The organism is Streptomyces sp. RLB3-17 (assembly GCF_007113425.2).
Classification (GTDB): Bacteria; Actinomycetota; Actinomycetes; order Streptomycetales; family Streptomycetaceae; genus Streptomyces; species Streptomyces mirabilis_D.
In genome coordinates this window covers 9,834,080-9,855,579 of the sequence record NZ_CP041610.2, presented here as the reverse complement: position 1 = coordinate 9,855,579, position 21,500 = coordinate 9,834,080, and the positions used below count along the sequence as shown (strand labels likewise).

The window sequence follows — 21,500 nt, the reverse complement described above, 5'->3', positions numbered from 1 at the left end:
CCGAGACGATCAACGGTCCCCGCGGGCCCGCTTCAGGGGCCGCAGGCGATGATCAGTGTCTCCACCTCCTCGGTCAGCGCGCGAGCCAGCCGGTTCAGGTCCGGCACGGCCTGTGCGTCGGCGACGAGCCCGTAGTGGACCCGTCCGCGGTACGTCGACACGGCCACCGCCAGCGCCTGGCCGCGGGCCAGCGGGGCGAGCGGATAGACCTCGGTGAGCGGGCAGCCGCCGAGCTTCAGACCGAGGCTGGGCAGCGGCACGCTGGTGACCAGGATGTCGAAGAGCAGGCGGGCCGCCTGGCCGACGACGGGACCACCGAGGCGGTGACCGAGCGGTGGCACATGGTCGGCGAGCAGCGCGACGGCGCCCGCTCCCCGGTTGGGACCCGCGTCCTTGTTGGCGTCCATCGCCGTACGCACCGAACGGAGTCGGCCGAGCGGGTCCGGGTCGTCGACGGGAAGCCGTATCAGGTAACCGGAGAGCCGGTTGCCCTGCGGGTGCGCGGTGCGCGGGCGGCGCCTGGAGACGGGGATCAGGGCGCGGGGCGCGACTCCCGCGCTGCTGTCGCCGCGTTCGTCGAGCCAGTTGCGCAGGGCGCCGGCGACGACGGCGATCAGGACGTCGTTGACGGTGCCGCCGACGCTCTTGCGGACACGGTGCACATCGTCCAGGTCGAGGGCGACGCCCGCGATCCGGCGGGTGCCGGTGGGCTGCGAGGTGAGGGCGGGCGAGGAGCGGGCACCGAGGGTGGCGCGGGCGACGGAGCTGCCGATGTCGAGGGCGCGGCCCAGGTCGGAGAGGGTTCCGCGGACGAGGTCGGGCAGTTTGCGGACGTCCGGGAGCAGTCCGCGGGGCGGCTCCGCGGGGCGCGGGCGGGGCTCGGGCAGGTCCAGCGGGTCCATGAGGGCGGCGGCGAGCATCAGTGCCCGCAGGCCGTCGGCCAGCGCGTGGTGGAACTTGAAGAACACGGCGAACGAGGTGCCGTCCTCGCCGGGCAGGACGTGCGCCTCCCACGGGGGCCGGCCGCGCTGGAGCGGGCGTTCCATGAGCCGGCCCGCGGTGGCGGGGAAGTCCGCGGTCGGCGCGTGCAGCCGGACGTGGTCGAGGGGTTCGAAGTCGGGCGCGGGTTCCCGGGCCGCGCTCCCGAAGTGGGGCGGGAAGGCGAGGGGCTGCCAGACGTCGCGGATCCGCATGCGCAGCCCGGGCACCCCGGCCGCGCGGACCGCGAGCAGTTCGGCGGCGTGCGCGCCCGCGGTCGGCGAGTGCGCGGAGAAGACACCGAGGGCGCCGAGGTGCATCGGGTGCTGGGCGGACTCGATGTTCCAGAACGCCAGGTCGAGTGGTGCGAGGAGATCAGGAGTCAAAGGCTTGCTCTCGCTTCGACGACAGGGTGAGCAAGCAGTCAAACCCCGACAGGCGATTACGGTCAAGTACGATCAAGCTACGCTCAGTTAACAGCAGATTAAGTCCCGCCCCCCGCGAAAGGGGCGGGACACAAGGGGCACGTGAGGTCGGATCAGGATAGGCGTCCCGAACGCGGCACGCGCGCCGACGCGCGGCCACACGAAGGACCGGAAGCGCCGGGTCGCCCGAGGGACCGCGAAGGCCCTCGAAGGACCGGAGGCGTCAGGTTGCCGGGCAGCCCGTGGGGGTCGCCCGGGACGCGTCGGCGATCAGCGCCTCGTGCGCCGCTCTCAACCTCCCCACGTCCGGCTTCACGACCTTGCGGTCGTAGGTGAGGAGCCCGTTCAGCTCGCCCTCCACGTCCGAGATCTGGGTGTAGACGGCGCCGTTGCTCCCCCGGCACGCGAGTGCCCGTACCTCGGCGAGGCGGGCGAGGTAGTCGTCGGTGTACGTCGACGGGTCCACGTCCACGTACGACTGCTGGACCGACCAGGCGTGCCCGGGCACGGCGAGTCCCAGGCCCCCGTACTCGCCGCTGACGAGCGCGCGTCTGCCGTCGGGAGCCGGTGGCAGCGCGGGGCTCGGATAGCCGTGTTCGTCCATGATGTCGCCGGTGCCGCCGTCGGCCCCCAGGTTCAGCCCCGACATGCCGTTGACGAGCCGGGTCGGATCCCAGGCCTTGGCCTGGTCGGCGATGCGACCCTCGTCGTACTGGCCCCAGCCCTCGTTGAAGGTCACCCACATCACGACCGACGGACTGCTGATGTGCTGGTCGATCATCAGTTTCATCTCGCGCTCGTACTCGACGCGGGCCGCCGCGCTCGGGTTCACCCCGGCGGTCATGGCGGGCATGTCCTGCCACACCAGCAGGCCGAGCCGGTCCGCCCAGTAGAACCAGCGGTCGGGCTCCACCTTGATGTGCTTGCGCACCGCGTTGAAGCCCATCTCCTTGTGCATGCGCAGGTCGTACGCGAGGGCCTCGTCCGTCGGTGCCGTGTACAGGCCGTCGGGCCAGAACCCCTGGTCGAGCGTGGCCATCATGAAGACGGGCTTGCCGTTGAGGACGGTGCGCGGGGTGCCGTCGACCTTCTCGACGGAGATCGAGCGCATCCCGAAGTAACTGCCGACGCGGTCGCGCCCGACGCTCACCCTCAGGTCGTAGAGGAAGGGGTCGTCCGGCGACCAGAGGCGCGGATGGGCGATCTTCAGGGTCAGCGGCTGTCCGGTGCGGCCGGTGACGGTGGCGACCTTCCGCCCTCCCTCGTACGCCGTCGCCGTGACCGGCAGCCCGTCGCGCACGCCCTTCGGTTCCACGGTGAGCCGGCCGCCGGCGACGTCCGGAGTGAGCTCGAGCGAGTCGACGTGGTCCGGGGCGACCGGCTCCATCCACACCGTCTGCCAGATGCCGGAGGTCGGGGTGTACCAGATCCCGCTGGGGTCGAGGCGCTGCTTGCCGAGCGGCGGGTTCTCGCCGGACGCGGCGTCGGTCGGGTCGTACACACCGACGATCAGTTCCTGGCTGCGGCCGGGCTTCAGCGCGTCGGTCACGTCGACGCCGAACTTGTCGTAGCCGCCCCGGTGTTCGGCGACCCTGACCCCGTTGACGTACACCTCGGACTGCCAGTCGACGGCACCGAAGTTGAGCAGGAGCCGCCTGCCCGAGCCGATGTGCCAGTCGGCCGGGACGGTGAAGGTGCGGCGGTACCACATGCGGTCCTCGTGGCGTTCGACGCCGGACAGCTGGGACTCCACGGGGTACGGGACGAGGATGTGTTCTCCGAGCGTCTTCCCGACCGGGGGCTGCTCCCCCGCGGTGGCGGCGGCGAACTGCCAGCGCCCGTTGAGGTTGCGCCAGGCGTCACGTGTGAGCTGGGGGCGGGGGTATTCCGGCAGGGCGTTGTCCGGCCCGACCTCGTCGGCCCACTTCGTGCGCAGTTCGTACGTGGAGTGGTTGGGGCCGCTGCTCCAGAAGGCGCCGATCGCCTTGCCGTCCCCGGCGGCGGCGAGGCCGCCCGTGCCGTCGTAGCGCAGGTCGGCGTTGCCGCGTGCGGTGCCGGTCTTGTCGCCGACGACAGGTTCCTTGAGCGTGACGAGGAGGGATCTGGGGTCGGCGGGGTCCAACTCGGCGGCTCCCAGCGGCCACTTGGCGCCGCCGATCACGGCCTGGAGGTGGTCGACGACGGCGGCCGGGGGCGCGGACAGTTCCCGTGCGAAGTCGAGCCTGAGGGTGCGGCCGTCCGGCTGGACGGTGGTCGCGAGGGCGCCGTCGTAGTCGTAGCCGTCGGGCAGCAGGAACGCCGACTGCGGGATCGTCACCTTGGCGCCGCCGGGTTCGGTCCAGCGCAGATGGAGGTTGGAGCCGCCGTAGTGCTCGAAGTACTCGAGCTTGAAGTCATAGGCGTGGCCCGCCGTCAGATCGATGGGCTCGGAGGTCTGTTCGCGATCCCAGTCGTCCACCCAGTGGTCGATGACGGGTCTGCCGTCGATCCAGAGGCGAAAACCGTTGTCGCCGATGATCGAGAAGGTGGTGGCTCCGCTCTTCTCCGGTACGAGTTTGCCGGTCCAGCGGACACTGACATCGTTGTCCTGGCCCGTCGCGAAGCGCAGCAGGGGTTCCAGGTCGTCGAAGTCGAGTCGCGGGTCGAAGCCGGTGGCCTTGAGTTCGTGGAAGTCGAAGGCGCCGGGGGCGGACTGGGTGTAGTAGTCACCCTTCAGCCCGTGGACCGCGACGGGATCGTCGGCCGCGGCGGGCACGGAGGCGAGTCCCGCGGCGCCGAGGGCCGCGGCGAGCAGTAACGCGAGTCGGTCTCTGAGTCGTCCGAAACGCACGGATCCTCCTCTTTGAGGACGGGTGGGGGGACGGTGGTGAGGACGGTTGCCGGACGGGCCCGGGATGGGCGTGGGGCGGGTGGCGCGGCTCTTGCTCGGACGGAACAACGTTGTCACCAAAAGCAGTTGGCATGACAACACGGGGTTCCACTTTCTGTCCAGGGACATGACAACGGCCCCGGTGAGCACGGACGCACCGGGGCCGTCGTCGGTCACGGGCGGCGGCTACGGCACGATCCGGCCCTTGCCCAGCGCGATCACCCCGCCCTTGGAGACCGTGTAGAGATCCGCGTCCCGCTCGGGGTTGACGCCGATCGTCGCGCCCGGCGGCACCTCGACGTTCTTGTCGAGAACCGCGCCGCGCACCACCGCGCCCCGGCCTATGTGGACGTTGTCGTGCAGGATCGAGCCCTGGACGACGGCTCCCGGGTCGACCACGACACCCGGCGAGAGCACGGACCGCGTGACCTGGCCCCGGATCAGAGAGCCCGCGCTGACGATCGACTCGCTCGCGATGCCCCCGGCGTTGAATCTCGCCGGGGAGAGCTGTCCGGAACTGGTGTAGATGGGCCAGCTGCGGTTGTAGAGGTTGAAGGCGGGGCGTTCGGCGATCAGGTCCATGTGGGCGTCGTAGTAGGCGTCGAGGGTGCCCACGTCACGCCAGTAGCCCTGGTCGCGGGTGGTCTCGCCGGGCACGTGGTTGTCGCTGAAGTCGTAGAGCTGCGCCTCGCCGCGGTCGGTGAGCATGGGCAGTATCGATCCGCCCATGTCGTGCACCGAGTGCACGTCCTCGGCGTCCCGCTGGAGCGCCTCCACCAGAGCCTTGGTGGTGAAGATGTAGTTGCCCATCGAGGCGAAGACGCACTCGGGGTCGTCGGGCAGGCCCGGCGGGTCGGCGGGCTTCTCCAGGAAGCCCTCCACGGTCTGCCCGTCGGAGCCGGGGCTGATGACCCCGAAGGAGGACGACTCGGCGCGCGGCACCCGTATCCCGGCGACGGTCACACCCGCGCCGCCCTCGATGTGCTGGGCGAGCATCTGCCGGGGGTCCATGCGGTAGACGTGGTCGGCGCCGAACACCGCGATGTAGTCGGGTCGTTCGTCGTGCACGAGGTTGAGGGACTGCAGGATCGCGTCCGCGCTGCCCAGGTACCAGCGCGGGCCGAGCCGCTGCTGGGCCGGGACCGGTGTGACGTAGTTGCCGAGCAGGCTCGACATCCGCCAGGTCGTCGTCACATGGCGGTCCAGGGAGTGCGACTTGTACTGCGTCAGGACGCAGATGCGCAGGATGTCGGCGTTGACGAGATTGGAGAGTACGAAGTCCACCAGGCGGTACGTCCCGCCGAAGGTGACCGCGGGTTTCGCGCGGTCCGCGGTGAGGGGCATGAGTCGTTTGCCCTCTCCACCCGCAAGTACGATTCCCAGTACCGAAGGTCCACCGCGCCGCATGCCGCCGCCCCTCTGAGCCCGGTCGAGCCGCGCCCGCTGTGCCGGGCCGGCCCCGTTGCTTGAACTGCACCTGTCCGATGGTTACCCCGGTTTGAGGACTTCCTCGTAAAGCTGGACGGTCCGCCGGGCCACCGCGTCCCATCCGAACTCCCGCACCGCGCGCTCCCGTCCGGCCTCACCCATCCGCCGGGCGGCCCGGGGGTCGGCGAGCACGGAGTCGAGGGCGAGCGCCAGACCCGCCTCGAAGTTCTCCTCGACCGGCACCAGGACACCTGTCACGCCGTCCTCGACCACCTCGGGTATCCCTCCGACCCGCGACGCCACCACGGCCGTTCCGCAGGCCATCGCCTCGAGGTTGACGATGCCGAGCGGCTCGTACACCGAGGGGCAGACGAAGACGGCCGCGTGCGTGAGGAGTTGGACGACGTCCGGGCGGGGCAGCATCTGCGGGATCCAGTGCAGGCCCTGGCGTACGGCACTCAGTTCCTGGAAGAGGTCACGGAACTCCTGGTCGATCTCGGGGGTGTCGGGGGCGCCCGCGCACAGCACCACCTGCACGGCCGGGTCGATGTCCCGTACCGCGCGCAGCAGGTGGGGCACGCCCTTCTGGCGGGTGATGCGGCCGACGAACAGGACGTAGGGGCGGGCGGTGTCGATGCCGATGCGCTCCAGGACGTCCGTGCCGTGGTCCGGCCGGTAGAGGGCGGTGTCGATGCCGTTGTGCACGACACGCACCTTGGCCGGGTCCAGGGCGGGGTAGCAGGTGAGGATGTCCTCGCGCATGGCGCCGGAGACGGCGATGACGGCGTCGGCGGCCTCGACGGCGGTGCGCTCGGCCCAGCTGGACAGGGCGTAGCCGCCGCCGAGCTGCTCGGCCTTCCAGGGGCGCAGCGGCTCCAGGGAGTGGGCGGTCATGACGTGCGGGATGCCGTACAGGAGCTTGCCGAAGTGGCCGGCGAGGTTGGCGTACCAGGTGTGCGAGTGGACGAGTTCGCGGCCTTCGAGGGCGGCGGCCATGGCGAGGTCCACGGAGAAGGTGCGCAGCGCGTCGTTGGCGCCGTCGAGCGAGGACCACGACCGGTGGCGCACGACGCCGCCCGCGGCGCCCTCGCCCCAGCAGTGCACGTCCAGGTCCGTGAGGGTCCGCAACTCCCGGGCGAGGAACTCGACATGGACGCCCGCGCCGCCGTACACGTCCGGCGGGTACTCCCGGGTCAGCAGTCCCACTCGCACGCAGAGCCCCCCGTCGTACCGGATACCGGCTGGTGCCTTTCATGGTCACCCAGAAGGGACGCTTGGGGAAGACCGCGATGCTCAGCGGCGGCCCGGAGTCCCGCCCCGCGTCCGGCCCGGCGGGCGGTCGAAGCAGCAGTCTCCGCAGAGGCCGCCGCCGGGGAGCCGGTAGTAGAGGCAGCAGCTGCGGCGGCGCAGGGTACGGGGGTCGACGGTCGCGGACAGGTCGGGATGCGTGAACAGGTCGACGGCGAGGGCGCGGGCCCGATCGGCCACGTCCGTACGGCCGTTGGCCTCGGCCCAGCGGTGCAGCTGACGCCAGGCACCCGCGAGCGCCGAGCCCGCGTTCCCCCACAACAAGCCCTCCGACATGCGGTGTCGGGTGTGCAGAGCCGCCGCCAGCGGGGCGAGGTGGCCGTCCCGTACGACCTCTCCGATCGCCGCCACCGGCAGGGCGCGTACCTCGGACAGCCACAGGTCGTCCGGAGCGCTGCCGTCCGGATCCCACCGCAGCAGCCCCGGGTCGAGGTCCGGCAGCCGCCCGTACAGCGCGGCGGCGCCGAGCGAGACCGACCACAGACGGGCCGCGAGGCCCTGCTGCGCCACCGAGACCGCGATCCGGGGCTCGGGCGCCCGCAGACTCGCCGCGACTTTCCGCACCCGAAAATTCAGAGGATCCGACCAGACATCTCTGGGATCATCGTCTCGGGGAGACGCGTACGCCTGTGCGAGCGTCGGCAGCGGGGCACGCGGCGGTACGCCGGTGTGTAGTACGAAGAAGCCGCCGAGCGAGCCGAGCGCCACGAGTTCCGGGTCGAGTTCCACGAACAGCAGTAGTACCAAGCCCCCTAGGGGTTCTCACCGGAGGGTCTCCCTCTCATGTCGCCCACCCAGGGGAGGACATGGGGCGAGTAGTACTCCATCGGCAGTACTACTCATTGCCTGCTCAGGTACGACGACGTGAACGGATGCGCGAGGCATCGTAGTGGGTATGAAGGCCGATCGTTCGCCGCGCCGGGCACAGCGTCCCCGCCGCACGCAGAGGAGGGACTCATGAGCGCGCTCGCGCTGTCCGTCCTGCTCTCGTTCGTCTCCGCCGTTGCGTACGCGGGCGGCGCGATCGTCCAGGAGCAGGTCGCCCTGACCTCTCCCGACCAGACGTACGCGCCGTTGCGCCGCCCCGGCTGGTGGGCGGCGGTCGCCCTGAGCGGCGTCGGTGGGGTGCTGCACGTGGTGGCGCTCGCCTACGGCCCGCTGAGCCTGGTGCAGCCGCTGGGCGCGCTGACCATCGTGTTCGCGCTCCCCATGGCGGCCGTCTTCGTCGGCCGCAAGGCCGGGGCGACCGCCTGGCGTGGCGCGATCATGGCCACGGTGGGCCTCGCGGTCCTGCTCGCCCTGGTCGGCTCGGCCGACTCGCAGTCCCTGAGTGACACCCAGATCACGGTGCTGGCCGTGGTGTCGGGCGGCGCGGTGGCGGCCTTCATGGTGGCGGGCCGCGCCGCGCACCGGCACCCGGCCGTGCGCAGCGTGATGCTCGCGGTGGGGTCCGGCATAGCCTTCAGCATGTCCTCGGTGTTCACCAAGACCGTCGCGGTGGACTGGTCGCACCAGGTCTCGCTCGCCGACCTGCCGAGCCTCGTCCTCATAGGCGTCTTCGCGACGGCCGGGATGCTGCTGTCGCAGGCCTCGTACCGGGGCGGCGGTCTCGCGGCGCCGCTGGCCACGCTGACAGTCGTCAACCCCGTCGTGGCGGCCGCCGTCGGCATCACGATGTTCGGCGAGACCTTCCGCTACGGCGAGACGGGCACCGTGCTCGCGCTGGCCTGCGGAGTCGTGGCGGCGGGCGGGCTGATCCTGCTCACGACCGAGCAGATCGGCAGTGCGCGGAACACCGCGGAGGTCGCCGCATCCGCCGTCGTGGAGACCGAGCCCGCGCCGGAAGCGGCCACGTCGGACTCCGCGTTGGAGGCGCTGCTGCTCGCGGCGCTGCCCGAGCAGTCCACGGGACCGGACCCCGAGCACGAGCCGGCCACGGGCCACGGAGAGGCGTTCGGCACGGGGTTCGGGGAGGGACTCGACGCGGGGCTCGGGGAGTCGTTCGACGCCAAGCTCGGAGACGAATTCGACGCGGGGCTCGGGAACGCACTCGACGCCGGGCTCGGGAACGGATTCGACGTCGGGCTCGGAAGCGGACTCGACGCCGGGCTCGGAAGCGGACTCGGAGCCGGGCTCGGGGAGGCGTTCGACGCCGGGCTCGCAAACGGATTCGGAGCCGGACTCGGGAACGCACTCGGCGGGGATCGCGGCGAGGATGTCTTCGTACCGGCTCCGGCGATGGTGGGGGCCGCGGAGAGCGCGCCCGGCCCGGCCGACTCGCCCGAGTCGGCCGAGGAGGACGCGCCGCCCGTGCCGGCCTATTTCGGCCCCCTGTGCGGGCCCTACGTAGTGGCGACGCCTCTGCTGGACCACCACCGCACGCGCGTCAGATCCTGACGCCGCCCGCCCTCAGGTAGGCGACCGGGTCGACGTCCGTGCCGAAACCGGGCCCCGTCCGCACCTCGAAGTGCAGATGCGGGCCCGTGCTGTTGCCCGTGGAACCGGAGCGGCCGATGCGCTGGCCGCCCACCACGCTCTGCCCGTCCTTCACCGAGATCGCCGAGAGATGGGCGTACTGGGTGTAGCGGCCGTCGGCGTGCCGGATCACCACCTGGTAGCCGAACGAGCCGCCCCAGCCCGCGCTGACGACCTGCCCCTCGGCGACCGCCTTCACGGAGGTGCCGGTGGGCACCGGGAAGTCGACGCCCGTGTGGTAGCCCTTCGACCAGGAGGCGCCGGCGGCGCGGTACGGCGTGCCGGTCGCGGCGTGCACGGGGGCGACGAGCGTGTCGGTCTTCTTGGCGGTGTCCGAGGACGTCTTGTGCGAGGAGGGCTGGTGCGGGGACGTCTTGTGCGTGGACGGCTTGTCGGGGGTCTTCTGCTTCTTCGACGCGGACGAGGGGCTCTCGGTGTGCGCCGGGGTCTGGCCCTTGCCCCGCAGGTTCAGCCGCTGGCCCGGGAGGATCAGGTCCGGGTCAGAGCCGACGGTGCTGCGGTTCGCTTCGTACAACCGCTGCCAACCGCCCTGGACGTGGCGGGATCCCGCGATGCCGGAGAGCGTGTCGCCGTGGACGACGGTGTACATCTCGGCGGTGCCGGCCCGCGACTGGGGTGTGGTCTGCGGCTGGACGTCGCGCACGGAGCGCTTGGTGGTCTGGGGCGAGGTACCGGACCTGGTGCCGGTCCGCTCGGCGGCCGGGGTGATGTCGGGGGTGTCCCCGCCCCGGGTGAGACCGGCGCGCACCGAGCAGACCGGCCAGGCACCGGGCCCCTGGCCCTTGAGCACCTTCTCGGCGATGGCGATCTGCTGGTCCTTGGTGGCCTGATCCGCGCGCGGGGCGTAGACCTGCCCCCCGTACGCCTCCCAGGTGGACTGGGTGAACTGCAGCCCGCCGTAGTAGCCGTTGCCGGTGTTGATGCTCCAGTTGTCGGTGGACTCGCAGGCGGCGACCTTGTTCCAGGTGTCCACGTCGGCCGCGTGTGCGACGCCGGTGCCGATCAGCGGGAGTGCCATTCCGGCGCCGCCCGCCGTGACGGTGAGTGAGGCGCGGTTGATCCTGTTCGGCTGATACCGGCGGTGCCGGCCGCGTACGGCCATGTGGGAGCCCCCTCGACATGCGTCAGGAGCGGCAAAAGTAAGCGCTGCGAACAGGCCATGACAAGAGCGCAATCGGCCGTGCTGTGCGCCCCGGGCGCCGCTCCCTCGCTCGGGAAGGCGGCGGGTCGTTCTTCTGCGTACACGTCTCCGACACGTCAGGATGGCCGGAGGAGTACTGATGAACGGGAACGACAGGATCACCGGCAGCGGCGATACCGACTCATACCGACCAATACCAGGACCTCTAACCGGATCTCTTAGGAGCCAACCGTATGAGCAACTCAGCCCAGATCGGCGTCACGGGTCTCGCGGTCATGGGGCGCAATCTCGCCCGTAACTTCGCCCGCAACGGCTACACGGTCGCCCTGCACAACAGGACCGCGGCCCGGACGCACGCGCTGGTGGAGGACTTCGGCCACGAGGGCGACTTCGTGGCGACGGAGACCGCGAAGGAGTTCGTCGAGGCGCTGGAGCGGCCGCGACGCCTGATGATCATGGTGAAGGCCGGTGAGCCGACCGACGCGGTGATCCAGGAGTTCGCCCCGCTCCTTGAGCCCGGCGACATGATCATCGACGGTGGCAACGCGCACTTCGAGGACACTCGGCGCCGGGAGCGCGACCTGCGGGGCCAGGGCATCCACTTCGTCGGCACGGGCGTGTCCGGCGGTGAGGAGGGCGCGCTGAACGGGCCGAGCATCATGCCGGGCGGCTCGAAGGAGTCGTACGCGTCGCTCGGTCCGATGCTGGAGAAGATCTCCGCGAAGGCGCCGGACGGCTCTCCCTGCGTGACCCACTGCGGTCCCGACGGCGCCGGGCACTTCGTGAAGATGGTGCACAACGGCATCGAGTACGCCGACATGCAGCTGATCGGCGAGGCCTACCAGCTGCTGCGCGATGTCGCCGGGTACTCCCCCGCGCAGATCGCCGACATCTTCCGCACCTGGAACACCGGTCGGCTCGACTCCTACCTGATCGAGATCACGGCGGAGGTCCTGTCGCACGTGGACGCGGCGACGGGCAAGCCGTTCGTTGACGTGGTCCAGGACCGCGCGGAGCAGAAGGGCACGGGACGCTGGACCGTGCAGATCGCGCTGGACCTGGGCGTTCCGGTGTCCGGCATCGCGGAGGCGGTCTTCGCCCGCTCGCTGTCCGGGCACGCCGATCTGCGCGCCGCCTCCCGGGAGCTCGTGGGCCCCCAGGCGAAGCCGCTCGGTGAGTCCGAGGCGGCGGCCTTCGCGGACCGCGTGGAGCAGGCGCTGTACGCCTCGAAGATCGTGTCCTACACGCAGGGCTTCCACGAGATCAGCGCGGGCAGCGACCAGTACGACTGGGGCATCGACCTCGGCGCCGTCTCCGCGATCTGGCGCGGCGGCTGCATCATCCGGGCGGCGTTCCTGGACCGGATCCGCGCCGCGTACGACGCCCGGCCCGATCTGCCGAGCCTGCTGTCCGACGAGACGTTCGCGCAGGAGATCGCGGCGGCGCAGGACGACTGGCGTGAGGTCCTGGTGGCCGCCACCCGCCAGGGTGTGCCCGCACCCGGTTTCTCCGCGGCCCTCGCCTACTACGACGCGCTGCGCGCCGACCGACTGCCCGCCGCCCTGACGCAGGGGCAGCGGGACTTCTTCGGGGCGCACACCTACCGGCGCGTCGACCGGGAGGGCTCGTTCCACACGCTGTGGGGCGGCGACCGGTCGGAGGTCGAGGCGTAGGCAGACGTAGGGGTACCAGACGTACGGGTACACGGCGTACAGGTACACGGCGTACGGGTACACCGCGTACGGGTATTCCGCGCCACCGAGGCCGTCACATCCCTGGAACCCGGGGCGTGACGGCCTCTGCCGTTCACCCGTTCACCCGTTCACCCGTCCGCCCGGCTGTTCACGTGAGCGGGGGTCCCGGTTCGGGGTTCGGTACCGGCTCGGGGCCCGGCGGCACCGGGCTCGGGCCGGGCGGCACCGGGCCGGGGCTCGGCGGGGTCGGCTCGGGCCCCGGCGGCGGCTGCGGCACCGGGGTCGGCGGAGGGGTGGGCTTCGGTGGGGGGTGGGGGCCCGGATCCGGGGTCGGGTCCGGGAAGGGGTGGGGGTCCGGGAAGGGCTGCGGGCGGTCGGGGCCCGGCCCGGGCGTGGGACCCGGTTGCACCGGATCGGGGTTCGGATGCGTCATGGCGTCCTCCAGCCAGTCGATACGTCGGCCCTGGACTTGTCCCACGCGTACCCGGCCACCGCTCCCCCAGTCACCCCGTCGCGCAGGGCGTGCGGACCAGTTGGACCAGACGGACCCGGCCGGTCCACCGGTGGCGCGCCCACCCATGGCGCAGCTACCCGTGGAGCGTCTACCCGAGGCGCACCGCGTCCGCGCCGGCCGCGAGCCCCGGGCGGGGGCTGGACAGTACCGGGACCGCGGTCGTGGTCAGCCGCTCGGCCGGGGTCATGGACGCCTGGGCGAGGACGATCGCGTCGGCGTCGGTGACCGAGTCGGCGGCCGTCGCCACGCTGCGGACGTACCCGTCGGTGTCGCCCGCCTCGAAACGCGCCCAGGCCCCGTCGACCAGCAGCGTACGGACCTGTACGGAGCGCCCGGCGGCGCGGGCCTCCTCCTCGACGAGGGCGACCGTCGGCTCCAAGGTGCTCTCCGAGGTCGCGACGACCACCACACGGGGGCCCGTGGCGACCGCGGCGGCGGCCATCGGACGGTCCACCCGGAGCACGGGTACCCCGGCGCCCGCCTCCTCGGCGACGGCACCGATGGTCGAGCAGGTGCACAGCACGGCACGCGCCCCGTCGGTGACGGCCCGGTCGAGGGCCGCCCGCACCTCGCCGGCCACCGCGGCCGGGCCCTCGCGCCGGGCCCGGGCCAACAGTTCCTCGTCCACCATGTGCCGCAGTTCCAGCCCCTGGTGGTCCTCGTCGCGCAGCGCGTCGAAGACGGGGATGTGCAGGGGTGAGGTGTGCAGCAGGGCGAGCGGACCCGATCGGTTCATCAGAAGCGCCCGGGGTGTTTCCCGAGCCACTCCATAGCCGCCCCGAGCAGCTCCGGGTCGGCCGCCGGAGCCTCCTCGGGGTGGCGCGCCGCCCACTTCACGACGTACGGGCACAGGGGCGCGACCACGATGCCCTCGCGCGCGGCGATTCCGTACAGCTCACGGGCGAGGGAGCCCGCGATGCCCTTCCCCTCGTGCTCGGGTTCCACGATGGTGTGCACGGGGACGAGGGCGCGCGCGGGGGCCTCGAGGACGAAGTACTCGATGTGGCCGACCACTTCGCCCCCGGCGATCGCCTCGAGGCGGCCACCCGCACGGTCGTCGCGGATCTCTATGTCGCTCATGGGCAACTCCTCGCGTCCTCGGGTCATCTGCTTGCTCAGCCGCTGCCCCGGGCCCGGGGTTCAGACGCTGACCGCCTGCGGGCTGCGCTCCTGGTCCGAGCCCGGCACCGGTTCGGACGGATCGGCGCCGAGGGCCACGATCCGGTTGTCGTGGTCCACGTGCACGACCCTCGGCCGCAGTGCCCGCGCCTCGGCGTCGGAGACCTGAGCGTAACTGATGATGATCACCAGATCTCCGGGATGCACGAGATGGGCCGCCGCTCCGTTGATCCCGACGACCCCGGAACCGCGCTCGCCCTCGATGACGTACGTCTCCAGGCGGGCGCCGTTGGTGATGTCGACGATGTGCACGAGCTCGCCCGGCAGCAGATCCGCGGCGTCGAGCAGGTCGGCGTCGATCGTGACGGATCCGACGTAGTGCAGGTCGGCCTGGGTGACGGTGGCACGGTGGATCTTGGACTTGAACATGGTGCGCAGCATTTGGGTGCTCCTGCTGTTCGGCTCCCTGCCTGCTTGTGCAGGTCAAGGGCGTTTTTCACTCTACAACGGCCGGCTTCCCACTGATTTCCCGCCCGCTGTTCAGGTATCGACACCGACCGATTACTGCTCCGCTCCGCCCTCGGGGTCGACAGGCGGAACCAGGGTACGGAACGGCACTCCGGAGCGCACTGAGAGCCCCGTCACTGAGCATGAACTGACGAAGGTTCAGAGGGCGGCGCCTTCGAGGGCCCGGTACGGGACGGGCAGGGTCATCGGCGGCGGCGCGGGGCGGACAGCACAGCGGTGAAGTCGCCCAGGGCCGCGAGGTTGTGGGCGCTGACGACGGCGTCGCAGTAGGGCAGTGCCGCGGCCATGCCGGCCACGAGCGGACGGTAGCGCGGGCTCGCCGTGCGCGGGTTGACCCATACGACGCGGTGGGCGACTCGGGACAGCCGTGCCATCTGGGTGGCGAGCTCGGCGGCCGTTCCGGTGTCCCAGCCGTCGGAGATGATGGCGACCACGGCGCCGTGCGCCATGCCGCGCCGGCCGAACCGCTCGTTGAACTCCGCCAGGCACTCCGCTATCCGGGTGCCCCCGGACCAGTCCGGGGCCGCCCGGCCCGCCCGTGCCAGGGCGTCGTCCGGCCCGGCCCGCCGAAGGACGGGCGTGAGGCGTGTGAGGCGGGTGGCGAAGGTGAAGACCTCGGCGTGAGTGGCGCGGGCGGCACAGTAGAGCAGTTGGAGCATCGCGCGGGCGTAGGGCTCCATCGATCCGGAGATGTCGCAGAGCACGATGAGGTCGCGGGGGCGGGCGCGAGGCACGAAGCGGCGTAGCCGCAGCGGGTATCCGCCGGTGCGCCGGCTGACGGAGAGGGTGCGGCGCACGTCGATGCGCGCACCGTGGTGCGCGGTGCGGCGCCGACGGGACGGCCGGGTCGGGGTCCGAAGCACCATGGTGCGCATCACTTCGGAGAGCCGCGCCAGTTCCTCGGCGGACAGCTCCGCGAAGTCGCGGCCGGCGAGACGGTCGAGCGGACTGGCCGCGAGGGGTACGGGAGCCTCCCGCGGCTGTGCGTCGGCCTCCCGGCCACGTCCGTCCCCGGTGGCCTTCCGAGTGCCGGGGACGCGGCCGGGAACGGTGTCCCTGAACGATCGGGCCGGGTCGCCGGGCTGCCCGCGTTGTGCTTCGCGGTCGACCGGGCCGCCGAACACCTCGCGGAAGACCGCGTCGAACGGTTCGATCTGCTCGGGGTCGGACACCAGGGTGGCGAGCGCGCAGTGCCGCAGCTCGCGCGTCGTCGACGGTGCCAGCAGGGTGAGCGCCCGAGCGAAGCTCCGGGTACGGTCGGGGCCCACCGCGATCCCCGCGCCGTGCAGGGCTGCGGTGAACGAGGCGGCCAGTTCCGGCAGGTCAGGCATCGGACCCGGCCTCGGCGTCGACCAGCTCCGCCAATCCGGCCCGGCGCACGGCCTCCAGGTCCTCGGCGTACTTGAGGACCGCCCCCAGGGTGCGGTCGGCGGCGTCGGCGTCGAGAACGGAGAGCCCCAGCGCGTGCAGCGCGCCGGCCCAGTCGATCGCCTCGGCGATGCCGGGCGGCTTGGTGAGCTCCTGCCGGGCACGCAGGCGCGCCACCCCGCGCGCCACCTGCGTGGCCAGCCACTGGGCCGACTCCGGCAGCCGTCTGCGGATGATCGCGGCGACTCGTGCGGTGTCCGGGTAGTCGATCCAGTGGTAGAGGCAGCGGCGTTTGAGGGCGTCGTGCAGGTCCCGAGTGCGGTTGGAGGTCAGTACGGCCACCGGCGGCACCACGGCCGTCCGGGTCCCGAGCTCGGGGATGGTGACCGCGGCATCGGCGAGCAGTTCCAGCAGGAACGCCTCGAACTCGTCGTCGGCGCGATCCACCTCGTCGATGAGCAACACCGCCGGACGCGGCCCCGGATGGCATATCGCGGCGAGCAGCGGCCGTGGCAGCAGATAGTCCTCGGTGAACAGGTCGGCGTCGCGCAGGGGCTCCCCGCGTGACTCGGCCAGCCGGATGGCCAGTAGTTGCCGTGGATAGTTCCACTCGTAGAGGGCCTCGGCCGAGGACAGTCCCTCATAGCACTGCAGCCGGATCAGCGGGGTGTCGAGCACGGCGGCGAGCGCGCGGGCCGCCTCGGTCTTGCCGACGCCGGGCTCGCCCTCCAGCAGGATCGGCTGCCGCATGCGCACGGCCAGCAGCAGCGCCGTGGCCAGGGCGTCGTCGGCCAGGTAGCCGACGGCGCCCAGACGCGAGCGCAGGGCGGCGACATCGGGTACGAGGGCGTCGAGGTCAGGCATGCGCGTACCGGGAGGGGTCGTCGGCGAAGGCGTGCTGGCACCCCGGCCCGCAGAAGTACACCCTGCCGGCGGCCAGGTCGAGTGAGAGGGCGGCGGGCGTGATCGCCACGGTCATGCCGCACACGGGATCCACGTTCTCGGCCACGGCCTGCGGCGCGGCGGATCCGGCCGCGGGGCGTGCGGCTCGGGCCACCTGCGGCCGCAGTGCGATGATCTCGGCGTACACCGACAGCGCGATCTCCGCCGGGGTCCGCGCGCCGATGTCCAGGCCGGCCGGGGTGTGGATGCGCGCGCGTCGTTCCTCGGTGATGTCCAGCCCGGCGAGCACCGCCGCGCCACGCTTGGGACTGGCCACCAGCCCGATGTACGGGACCCCGGATCGTGCGGCCTCGATCAGTACCTTCTCCTCGTCGCGGCCGTGGGTGGCGACGACGACGACGTCCAGATCGGGCGGCAGCGGCTCCCCGGGCGAGGCCGGCCGGGCGTCGAGGCCGAGCACACGACCGACGTCGAGCAGGGCGCGGGCGACGGGGGCGTGACCGTAGACGTAGGCCAACGCCGGGGGGAGGTTGGCCTCCAGGAAGATGTCGAGCGTGCCCCCCGACAGGCAGGGGTTGGCCACCGTGACCAGACCTTCGACGGGATCCCGCGCGCCTTCGCCGCCGGTGTCCGCGGCGGGCGTGATCCTCAGCAGCAGCGACTCTCCGGTCTCCAGCACCCGCAGGCCCTGCAGTTGCACCGTGGTCTCGGCGCAGGTGCCGCCCACGAATCCCTCGACGGTGCCGTCGGGCAGCACCAGCGCGCTGTCCCCGGGCCTGGCGCTCGTGGGCCGTTCCACGTGGACGACGGTGGCCAGGACGAACGGGGTACGGCCGTGCCGGAGCACGTCCGCGCGGTTCAGCAGTTCGGTGTTCGTCATCGCCGGCGCCTCAGGTGATCGCCAGGTCGGTGCGCAGCGGCCGGCCCTGGGCGGCCCGCCATACCGCGGCGGGCGTCAGCGGCATGTCGACATGGCGTACGCCGAGCGGCTTCAGCGCGTCGACCACGGCGTTGACCACCGCGGCAGGTGAGCCCACCGTGGCGGACTCGCCGACGCCCTTGGCTCCGATGGGGTGATGGGGGGAAGGGGTGACGGTCTCGCCGAGCTCCCAGGACGGGCATTCGACCGAGGTGGGCAGGAGGTAGTCCATGAACGACCCGCCGAGACAGTTGCCGTCCTCGTCGAAGGCGATCACCTGCATGAGCGCCATGCCGAGGCCGTCGGCGAGTCCGCCATGCACCTGACCCTCGACGATCATGGGGTTGATCCGGTTGCCGCAGTCGTCCACAGCGATGAACCTGCGGACCTTCACCTGGCCGGTGTCCGCGTCCACGTCGACGACGCAAATGTAGGCGCCGAAGGGGAAGGTGAGGTTCGGCGGGTTGTAGACGCACGTCGCGTCCAGGTGGCCCTCGACGCCCTCGGGCAGCTCCAGGTTGGAGTGTGCGGCGAGCGCGATCTCGGTCATGGTGCGTCCCTGGTCGGGGTCGCCCGTGACATACCAGCGGCCCTTCTCCCACTCCAGGTCGTCCGGGCTCACTTCGAGCATCGCGGAGGCGACGATCTTCGCGCGTTCGCGCACCTTGCGGGCGACCATCGCGGCCGCGGCTCCGGACACCGGCGTCGAGCGGGATCCGTAGGTGCCGAGCCCGAACGGGGTCTGATCGGTGTCCCCGTGCACCACGTCGACGTCCTCGGGCGGGATGCCCAGTTCCTCGGCGACGATCTGCGCGAACGTCGTCTCGTGGCCCTGCCCCTGGGTCTGCACGGAGATCCGCAGGACGGCCTTGCCGGTCGGATGCACGCGCAGCTCGGCGCCGTCGGCCATGCCGAGACCGAGGATGTCCATGTGCCTCCGCGGGCCGGCGCCGACGGCCTCGGTGAAGAAGCTGACCCCGATGCCCATCAGCTCGCCGCGCTCGCGCTTTTCGGCCTGCTCCCGGCGCAGGTCTTCGTAGTGCGCGATGTCCATGGCCAGCCGCAGGGCGCGCGGGTAGTCGCCGGAGTCGTACTCCCACCCCGTCTGCGTCTTGTACGGGAACTGCCCCGGCCGCAGCAGGTTGCGCATCCGCAGCGCCGCCGGGTCCGTGCCGAGCCTGTCCGCGAGCACGTCGACCATCCGCTCGACCAGGTAGACGGCCTCGGTGACGCGGAACGAGCAGGCGTAGGCGACGCCACCGGGGGCCTTGTCGGTGTAGACGCCGGTCACGGTGCAGTGGGCGGCAGCCAGGTCGTACGAGCCGGTGAAGACGCCGAAGAAGCCGGCCGGGAACTGGGTCGGCTGTGCCGTGGCGTTGAACGCGCCGTGATCGGCGATGACATGGACGCGCAGGCCCAGGATCTTCCCGTCGTTCGTCGCCGCGATCTCGCCGTGCATGTGGTAGTCGCGGGCGAAGGAGGTGCTCATCAGGTTCTCCGAGCGGTCCTCCACCCACTTCACCGGCTTGCCGGTGACGATCGAGCCGACGACCGCGCACACGTAACCGGGGTAGATGCCGACCTTGTTGCCGAAGCCGCCCCCGATGTCCGGGGAGATGATCCGGATCTTGTGCTCCGGGATGCCGGCCACCATCGCGTAGATCGTGCGGTGGGCGTGCGGGGCCTGGGTGGTGGACCACACCGTCAGCTTCCCGGTGATGGCGTCCATGTCGGCCACGGTGCCGCAGGTCTCCAGCGGCGCCGGGTGCACCCGCGGGTAGAGCATGTCCTGCTCCACCACGACGTCGGCGGCCGCGAAGACCTCGTCGGTTCGCTCCTTGTCGCCCGCCGACCAGTCGAAGATGTGGTTGTCGCTCTGATGCTCCTTGTCGTCGCGGATCACCGGCGCGTCCGGGTCGAGCGCCCGTCGGGCGTCGACGACCGGCGGCAGCGGTTCGTATTCCACGTCGATCAGCTCGAGGGCGTCCCGGGCGGCGTACCGGTCCTCGGCGACGACGAAGGCGACCTCCTGGCCCTGGAAGCGCACCTTGTCGGTGGCGAGCACCGCCTGCGTGTCGTACGAGAGCGTGGGCATCCAGGCCAGCCCGAGACCGGCCAGGGTCTGCCCGGTGATCACGGCCTTGACCTTCGGGTGCGCCTCGGCGGCGCCGGTGTCGACGGACACGATCCGGGCGTGCGCCAGGGGGCTGCGCAGGATCGCGCCGTACAGCATCCCGGGCAGCCGTACGTCGTCGACGTAGGTCCCGTGGCCGCGGACGAACCGCGCGTCCTCCTTGCGGGGCATCCGTCCGAAGCCGACCGGCCGTTCCTCGGTGGTCGTCATGCCCGCACCTCCTCGCGGCCAGGCGCCGGCTCGGTGTCCGCGGCTGCGTCCGCGGTCTGCGCCCCACCGCCGTGCTCGGCGGCCCAGCGGATGGAGCGCACGATGTTCTCGTAACCGGTGCAGCGGCACATCTGTCCGGAGATGGCCTCGCGGATGTCCTCCTCCGACGGATCCGCGTCGTGGTCGAGCAGCCAGCGTGCCGTCATCATCATCCCCGGCGTGCAGAAGCCGCACTGCAGCCCGTGGCAGGCGATGAATCCCTGTTGCACCGGGTCGAGTTCGGCCCCGTGCGCCAGGCCCTCGACGGTCCGCACCTCGTGGCCGTCGGCCATCACCGCGAGTACGGTGCAGGACTTGACCGGCGTCCCGTCCAGCCAGACGGCGCACACCCCGCAGTTGGAGGTGTCGCAGCCCCAGTGGGTGCCGGTGAGTCCGAGTTCGTCGCGCAGGAAGTGCACGAGCAGCAGCCTGGGTTCCACGTCCCTCGTGCACTGCTCGCCGTTCACGGTCACCGTGATCCGCATGTCACGCCTCCTGCCCCTGGGCACGCGCGGCGGCGGCGCGCAGCGCCCGCGTGGTGAGCTCCCCGGCCAGATGCCGCTTGTAGTCGACCGGGCCGCGCTGGTCGGCCGTCGGCCTGCACTCCTGCGCGGCGATCCGGCCCGCCTCGGCGAAGCCCTCGTCGTCCGGCCGGCCGCCGCGCAGGAAGTCCTCCGCCTGCTCGGCCACGAACCGTCGAGCACCCACCGCGGTCAGTCCGATCCCGGCCTCGGTGATGACCCCGTCGGAGATCTCCAGCACCGCTCCCGCGGCGACGACCGCCCAGTCGCCCACCCTGCGCTCGACCTTGCGGTAGGCGCTGGCGTGCGAACGAATCGGCACTCGGATCTCCACCAGGAGCTCCGCTTCGTTCAGCGCGGTCTCGTACGGCCCGAGGAAGAACTCCCTGATCCCGATGGTGCGCCTGCCTCCCGGGCCCTGGGCGACCAGGGTCGCCCGCAGTGCCGAGAACGCCGCGGACAGGTCCTCCGACGGATCGGCCTGGCACAGCGAGCCGCCCACGGTGCCCCGGTTGCGGACGAGCGGATCGGCGATGACCCGTTCCGCGTCCCTCAGGATGGGGAAGTGTTCGCCGACAACCGGCGAGGCGAGCAGCTCCGCGTGGCGGACCATCGCTCCGACGGCCAGGTCGTGCCCGTCCACCCGGATCAACGCCAGCTCGCCGAGGCCGTTGATGTCGATCAGGGCTTCGGGCTGGGCCAGCCGCAGCTTCATCATCGGCAGCAGGCTGTGTCCGCCCGCCACTACCCGGGCCTCGGGGCCGTACCGGGTGAGCAGCTCGATCGCCTGCTCGAGGCTGGTGGCCCTCTCGTACTGGAATGCAGCCGGTACCTGCATCGGGCCCTCCTCAGACGCCGTGCCCGTTGCTGCATTGATGCTGCGCTCTTCCACACTGGTCACGCAAT

General features: G+C 71.6%; 16 protein-coding genes and 2 pseudogenes. 2 read left to right on the top strand and 16 right to left on the bottom strand.

All coding sequences use genetic code 11. From position 1 onward, the window contains the following. Positions 1 to 32: 32 nt before the first annotated feature. The 5 genes from FNV62_RS44305 to FNV62_RS44285 form a co-directional block, all read right to left on the bottom strand. Positions 33 to 1,364, bottom strand: coding sequence for a wax ester/triacylglycerol synthase family O-acyltransferase (locus tag FNV62_RS44305; RefSeq protein WP_143629285.1), 1,332 nt, complete (start codon positions 1,362 to 1,364; stop codon positions 33 to 35). Between the two features lie 262 nt (positions 1,365 to 1,626). Continuing rightward, positions 1,627 to 4,233: a PA14 domain-containing protein gene (locus FNV62_RS44300; protein ID WP_144316127.1), complete on the bottom strand. Its 2,607-nt coding sequence runs from the start codon at positions 4,231 to 4,233 to the stop codon at positions 1,627 to 1,629. Between the two features lie 225 nt (positions 4,234 to 4,458). Then, complete coding sequence (gene glgC / locus FNV62_RS44295; protein ID WP_054234963.1) at positions 4,459 to 5,679, bottom strand: glucose-1-phosphate adenylyltransferase; 1,221 nt, start codon at positions 5,677 to 5,679, stop codon at positions 4,459 to 4,461. A gap of 81 nt (positions 5,680 to 5,760) precedes the next feature. Continuing rightward, a complete protein-coding gene (glgA, locus tag FNV62_RS44290; RefSeq protein ID WP_060900917.1) occupies positions 5,761 to 6,912 on the bottom strand; it encodes a glycogen synthase in 1,152 nt (383 codons plus the stop codon). Between the two features lie 81 nt (positions 6,913 to 6,993). Then, the gene (locus FNV62_RS44285; RefSeq protein ID WP_205523190.1) at positions 6,994 to 7,755 is read right to left on the bottom strand and encodes a (2Fe-2S)-binding protein; all 762 of its coding nucleotides are present in this window, start codon (positions 7,753 to 7,755) and stop codon (positions 6,994 to 6,996) included. A gap of 210 nt (positions 7,756 to 7,965) precedes the next feature. On the opposite strand from FNV62_RS44285, the gene FNV62_RS57260 reads away from it, so the two are divergent. Continuing rightward, on the top strand, positions 7,966 to 9,405 hold the full coding sequence (locus FNV62_RS57260) for a DMT family transporter (RefSeq protein ID WP_263986806.1): 1,440 nt from the start codon (positions 7,966 to 7,968) through the stop codon (positions 9,403 to 9,405). Here FNV62_RS57260 and FNV62_RS58170 read toward each other — a convergent pair. Both FNV62_RS58170 and FNV62_RS58165 read right to left on the bottom strand, forming a co-directional pair. Further along, positions 9,395 to 9,793, bottom strand: a pseudogene (locus FNV62_RS58170) (M23 family metallopeptidase); the annotation flags it as partial. The gene FNV62_RS57260 and the pseudogene FNV62_RS58170 overlap by 11 nt on opposite strands. A 522-nt stretch (positions 9,794 to 10,315) precedes the next feature. Beyond that, positions 10,316 to 10,522 (bottom strand): annotated as a pseudogene (locus tag FNV62_RS58165) (transglycosylase family protein); the annotation flags it as partial. Positions 10,523 to 10,878: 356 nt separating this feature from the next. Here FNV62_RS58165 and gndA point away from each other — a divergent pair. Further along, positions 10,879 to 12,318, top strand: coding sequence for an NADP-dependent phosphogluconate dehydrogenase (gene gndA / locus FNV62_RS44270; RefSeq protein WP_144316124.1), 1,440 nt, complete (start codon positions 10,879 to 10,881; stop codon positions 12,316 to 12,318). 623 nt (positions 12,319 to 12,941) lie between these two features. Here gndA and FNV62_RS44265 read toward each other — a convergent pair. From FNV62_RS44265 to FNV62_RS44225, 9 genes are all read right to left on the bottom strand, one after another. Beyond that, positions 12,942 to 13,589: an aspartate/glutamate racemase family protein gene (locus FNV62_RS44265; RefSeq protein WP_144316123.1), complete on the bottom strand. Its 648-nt coding sequence runs from the start codon at positions 13,587 to 13,589 to the stop codon at positions 12,942 to 12,944. Continuing rightward, entirely contained in the window at positions 13,589 to 13,933 is a 345-nt protein-coding gene (locus tag FNV62_RS44260) for a GNAT family N-acetyltransferase (protein WP_382149420.1), read from the bottom strand. Before FNV62_RS44260 ends, FNV62_RS44265 begins: the two co-directional genes overlap by 1 nt. A 60-nt stretch (positions 13,934 to 13,993) precedes the next feature. Beyond that, entirely contained in the window at positions 13,994 to 14,413 is a 420-nt protein-coding gene (panD, locus tag FNV62_RS44255; RefSeq protein ID WP_054232598.1) for an aspartate 1-decarboxylase, read from the bottom strand. A 269-nt stretch (positions 14,414 to 14,682) separates the two neighbouring features. After that, positions 14,683 to 15,831 carry a vWA domain-containing protein gene (locus FNV62_RS44250; protein ID WP_144316121.1) on the bottom strand — a complete coding sequence of 383 codons (1,149 nt, stop codon included), beginning with the start codon at positions 15,829 to 15,831 and terminating at the stop codon, positions 14,683 to 14,685. After that, on the bottom strand, positions 15,824 to 16,732 hold the full coding sequence (locus FNV62_RS44245; protein WP_144316120.1) for an AAA family ATPase: 909 nt from the start codon (positions 16,730 to 16,732) through the stop codon (positions 15,824 to 15,826). Before FNV62_RS44245 ends, FNV62_RS44250 begins: the two co-directional genes overlap by 8 nt. Further along, positions 16,725 to 17,651, bottom strand: coding sequence for an XdhC family protein (locus tag FNV62_RS44240; protein ID WP_144316119.1), 927 nt, complete (start codon positions 17,649 to 17,651; stop codon positions 16,725 to 16,727). Before FNV62_RS44240 ends, FNV62_RS44245 begins: the two co-directional genes overlap by 8 nt. A gap of 10 nt (positions 17,652 to 17,661) precedes the next feature. Next, positions 17,662 to 20,034 carry an aerobic carbon-monoxide dehydrogenase large subunit gene (locus FNV62_RS44235; RefSeq protein ID WP_143629269.1) on the bottom strand — a complete coding sequence of 791 codons (2,373 nt, stop codon included), beginning with the start codon at positions 20,032 to 20,034 and terminating at the stop codon, positions 17,662 to 17,664. Beyond that, positions 20,031 to 20,558, bottom strand: coding sequence for a (2Fe-2S)-binding protein (locus FNV62_RS44230; RefSeq protein WP_143603890.1), 528 nt, complete (start codon positions 20,556 to 20,558; stop codon positions 20,031 to 20,033). The genes FNV62_RS44235 and FNV62_RS44230 overlap by 4 nt, the downstream gene beginning before the upstream one ends. Before the next feature lies 1 nt (position 20,559). Further along, positions 20,560 to 21,432 carry an FAD binding domain-containing protein gene (locus tag FNV62_RS44225; RefSeq protein WP_060897855.1) on the bottom strand — a complete coding sequence of 291 codons (873 nt, stop codon included), beginning with the start codon at positions 21,430 to 21,432 and terminating at the stop codon, positions 20,560 to 20,562. Positions 21,433 to 21,500: the final 68 nt, after the last annotated feature.

Bases quoted from the DNA above. Each gene is read 5' to 3' on its own strand.
- glgC (WP_054234963.1), bottom strand. From the start codon at position 5,679: ATGCGGCGCGGTGGACCTTCGGTACTGGGAATCGTACTTGCGGGTGGA.
- FNV62_RS57260 (WP_263986806.1), top strand. From the start codon at position 7,966: ATGAGCGCGCTCGCGCTGTCCGTCCTGCTCTCGTTCGTCTCCGCCGTT.
- gndA (WP_144316124.1), top strand. From the start codon at position 10,879: ATGAGCAACTCAGCCCAGATCGGCGTCACGGGTCTCGCGGTCATGGGG.
- FNV62_RS44265 (WP_144316123.1), bottom strand. From the start codon at position 13,589: ATGAACCGATCGGGTCCGCTCGCCCTGCTGCACACCTCACCCCTGCAC.
- FNV62_RS44260 (WP_382149420.1), bottom strand. From the start codon at position 13,933: ATGAGCGACATAGAGATCCGCGACGACCGTGCGGGTGGCCGCCTCGAG.
- panD (WP_054232598.1), bottom strand. From the start codon at position 14,413: ATGCTGCGCACCATGTTCAAGTCCAAGATCCACCGTGCCACCGTCACC.
- FNV62_RS44250 (WP_144316121.1), bottom strand. From the start codon at position 15,831: ATGCCTGACCTGCCGGAACTGGCCGCCTCGTTCACCGCAGCCCTGCAC.
- FNV62_RS44245 (WP_144316120.1), bottom strand. From the start codon at position 16,732: ATGCCTGACCTCGACGCCCTCGTACCCGATGTCGCCGCCCTGCGCTCG.
- FNV62_RS44240 (WP_144316119.1), bottom strand. From the start codon at position 17,651: ATGACGAACACCGAACTGCTGAACCGCGCGGACGTGCTCCGGCACGGC.
- FNV62_RS44235 (WP_143629269.1), bottom strand. From the start codon at position 20,034: ATGACGACCACCGAGGAACGGCCGGTCGGCTTCGGACGGATGCCCCGC.
- FNV62_RS44230 (WP_143603890.1), bottom strand. From the start codon at position 20,558: ATGCGGATCACGGTGACCGTGAACGGCGAGCAGTGCACGAGGGACGTG.
- FNV62_RS44225 (WP_060897855.1), bottom strand. From the start codon at position 21,432: ATGCAGGTACCGGCTGCATTCCAGTACGAGAGGGCCACCAGCCTCGAG.